General features: G+C 55.5%; 1 protein-coding gene. It reads left to right on the forward strand.

The window, feature by feature from the left end; genetic code table 11:
* Positions 1-442: transposase (locus tag HZR81_RS23645; protein ID WP_500129399.1), on the forward strand; the 442-nt coding region annotated here is incomplete at its 5' end.
* Between the last annotated feature and the right edge of the window lie 424 nt (positions 443-866).

Genomic DNA, 866 nt, shown 5'->3' on the forward strand with positions numbered 1-866 from the left:
CGCCGATGCCGAGTCCGGCCTGGTGCACAGCGTGGTAGGGACGGCAGCCAACGTTGCAGACGTTACCCAGGTCGACAAGCTGCTGCACGGTGAGGAAAACATGGTGGGTGCCGACGCGGGTTACACCGGCGTCGAGAAGCGCCCGGAACATGAAGGCCGGGAGGTGATCTGGCAGATCGCGGCCCGCCGCAGTACGTACAAGAAGCTGAGTAAGCGCAGCGCGCTGTACAAAGCCAAGCGCAAGATCGAGAAGGCCAAGGCCCAGGTGCGCGCCAAGGTCGAGCACCCGTTCCGGGTGATCAAGCGCCAGTTCGGTTATGTGAAGACACGCTTCCGTGGCCTGGCGAAGAACACGGCGCAGCTGGTGACATTGTTTGCCCTGTCGAACCTGTGGATGGCGCGCCGGCATTTGCTGACGAATGCAGGAGAGGTGCGCCTGTAATGTGGGAAATGGCCGCTGAGAGGTGTTCGCGGCGGCTAAAAACTCAGAAATGAGCGGATGACTTGATCGATTTTGGTCGAATCGCCGCTTCTAAAATTGGCAAGGGCAGAAGTCGGCCGGAAACACAGGGCTACTTCAGACCATCCTTAACATCGGCTGCCATGCCGATTCTTGCGTTTTCTTCTTTGCAAATCTAAGGATAGATATGCGTCCCGTAATGAAAAACAATCCGTGGCCGAGAAGGCTTCAGCATGTCCCTATGGCGGGAATGCTAATCCTCATAGCGATGCTTTCAACCAAGCCAATTATCCTAACAGGCGTCGCAATTGCCCTGGGCACTATCCCTTTTCTTGCCTCGCTGTTTTTGCTCTCGTAAATCGTTGGGGAAAACGATTCGGTGGTAGTAAATTCATGAATATAGTTG

This window comes from Pseudomonas sp. LM13 (assembly GCF_041381355.1).
Taxonomy (GTDB): Bacteria; Pseudomonadota; Gammaproteobacteria; order Pseudomonadales; family Pseudomonadaceae; genus Stutzerimonas; species Stutzerimonas frequens.